The sequence below is a fragment of the Vibrio sp. V23_P3S9T160 genome (assembly GCF_963886625.1).
Classification (GTDB): Bacteria; Pseudomonadota; Gammaproteobacteria; order Enterobacterales; family Vibrionaceae; genus Vibrio; species Vibrio anguillarum.
Genome location: NZ_CAWPDB010000083.1, coordinates 1 through 2,761, shown reverse-complemented (window position 1 = coordinate 2,761; position 2,761 = coordinate 1). Strand labels below are relative to the sequence as shown.

The window sequence follows — 2,761 nt, the reverse complement described above, 5'->3', positions numbered from 1 at the left end:
CTATGGTAAATGCCGGAATGTATTTAATGTAATGTGTTTCCAAATTTTATTATATTTATATTAAAAACTATATGTATAGGATATTGCTATGTCTAGATGCCTGATTGCGTTAAGAGAAAAATTAAGTAAACTATTAAATAATAAAATTAACAATGTAGGATTGGTGAATAAACAACTTGCTATTTTTGATCATATTGTTTCACGACGTCAATTCCTTGGGGGCGCTGGGAAACTATCGGCACTGACAATGTTAATAAATAGTGGCCTAGCCCCCTCTGTATGGGCTAGTCAAAGTCCTCAGTATCAAGTAACAGACGAAAATCTTCAGCTAAGTGATGAAGAACAGGCAGAGATGGCAAGAGCCGCGACCATGACTCTTTCCGGTGAATTGATCGATGATCAGTTACTGATTAAAACAGGTGGAGAGATAACCAATACGGATAATCATCATACTGCGCTCTATGCGGGTCACCCGCTTCCTTATATTCAAACTAGTGCGGATGAAGTAGTATTAAATACTGCCTCACCCACACAGATTGAACTAATATCACTCGATAGTGATGCTGTTATCCGTCACACCTATCGTGATTACAGTACAGGCCATGGTTTTATTACTCAGGAAGTAGCCAATCTATCCGCGTTAACATTTCCATCAGGCCTCGAACTATCAAACATAAATAATTGCCGAATTCATGCATTTAATCATCCGATGAGCGGAAAAATTGATCAATATGGCTACACTGTTGATATGATGATGGTAACGCTAGTTGACCCCAATAATAACATTATATTTTTTTATAAAACACGACGTGTAAAGTTCAATAACGGCTTGATAATTCCTGATGAAATAATAGATACCGGCTGGAAGCAATATTTCTCTTTCAAATCTCAAAAACTAATACAAATTCTTATCAAAGATGGTTATCCATATTTATTAATGGATGACATCACAGATATTAACATTATTTCGTTTAGTGACTTATACGTTACAGATGATGATTTCAATCCTTACTGCCCACTCCGGATTTCAAAAATTTCAAACCCTTCTAAATTGTTTTTTACTGATTCATATACAACTAATAGTACCTTTGACAATTCACATGCGATCAGATTGTTCAATATAGATAGAAGCACGGGACAATACAGCTTACTCTTTCTACCTAATCAAAGCAGCGGCCTGGCTAGTGGTACTGACATATGGTATAGCTGTCAAAACTATAATGGAGGAAGTAGCGCCATCTACTTAGAAGGTGGCAACGTCATTCGCAAGAGTCTGTTCACAACACCAAACGACAATGTCGGATATAGTACCTGTAAACTGACAGGAGATAATGATAGTACAGGTTCGTTTTATGAAGAGAATCTGACAACATCAAATGGATTACTGGCAGGAAACATCAAATGTATCAAGCTACAACGTAACTCTGATGGACTACATACTATATATGCCACAAGTCAAAACGAAAAAATTTATAAATTACGACAATACAGCCAAAAAGCAGATGATGACTCATTAACAAGTCCATTCGTTGCAGCTAGCTATGTCTTGAGCAATGGTACCTACATTGAAGGTGCTTTCGAATGCAATGGGGGTTTACCTGACACAGCACAATGGAGCCAACTCTACGAGAATATGTTCGATATTCTAGTACCACCGTTATCTGATAACGAGTCAGACTACTTCACCATAAGTGGCACCGGGTATTCTCTATACTCAGTTGAAAAATATACGTTGATGTCATTTAGCGAAAACTTGATGATGCCAATGAGCGAGGATGAGATTACTGCTAATACAAATCTTGCCACTGAGCAGATCACGGATACCTTCTTTCATGGTGAAATTAATGTACTGGACACTTCTGGGCTACCAGTTAAAGACGGGATCAAGGTTGAGCTTCGTGCTTCACGTACCTGTCGTATTATAGATAACAAATCAAAATATGCGCATACGATTACTCGTTCACAATCTGCTGTATTAGAAACGAACGCCCTTGGTCGCGTTATTATATCGACCAGAGCTGATGACATGACAGCTCCTACCTTGTTTGCGCGTATTTATGACGATAATAATAGTTTGTCAATCACAAACAATTGTGTCGAGCTTTCTGAAGAAGGGGGGCAACATGAATGGTGTGTACTAAATCCTGATTCGGATGCTCATACCAGAATGGCAGATACTACCTATACTACAACAGATTCGCTCACTCAAGCGGGTATTATTACCTCAGATGTCCCAAGTGGAACTCAAAATGATGTAACTCAGATTATTCAATCTGCTGGTAGTGCTCTCGCAACCACCGTAGATTCCGCAACGCCAGAAGATGAGCTGCAATCAAGCGAGTGGAAAACTCAACTATCGCCACTTACTCATACTCGGAAAATAAGTTTGAGAAATCGCAAATGGAAAGCAGCTACTGGAAATACAAATGCAACTATTTCTTTTAGCTTTCCTCAGCATGTTAACATAAGTGGCGACCCCATCGCTATGACCAACTATGGTGCCTCAATTTACCATAGTATTGGCCACTTTTTCAGCGACGTGATTCATAGCCTTAAGCACAATGTCACCATCCTAATTGACGGTATAGCACGGGAAATAACCCGAGCGGCCATCAATTTTGGCAATGAGGTAACGGCAGCTTATTACTATATAGAGAATGGTGTTGAAAAATCTGTTCAATTTATTCTTGATACTGCCGAGCATATAGCACAGGCAGTAACATCTATCATCACCAAGATCACCTCTTATGCCGGTGACTTA

Annotated in this window: 1 protein-coding gene; it reads left to right on the top strand. The window is 39.0% G+C overall.

Annotated features, from left to right (window positions below; genetic code table 11):
- Positions 1-88: 88 nt before the first annotated feature.
- Positions 89-2,761, top strand: a 2,673-nt coding sequence (locus tag AACU59_RS04475; RefSeq protein WP_161437830.1) for a hypothetical protein, incomplete at its 3' end; no start/stop codon positions are given.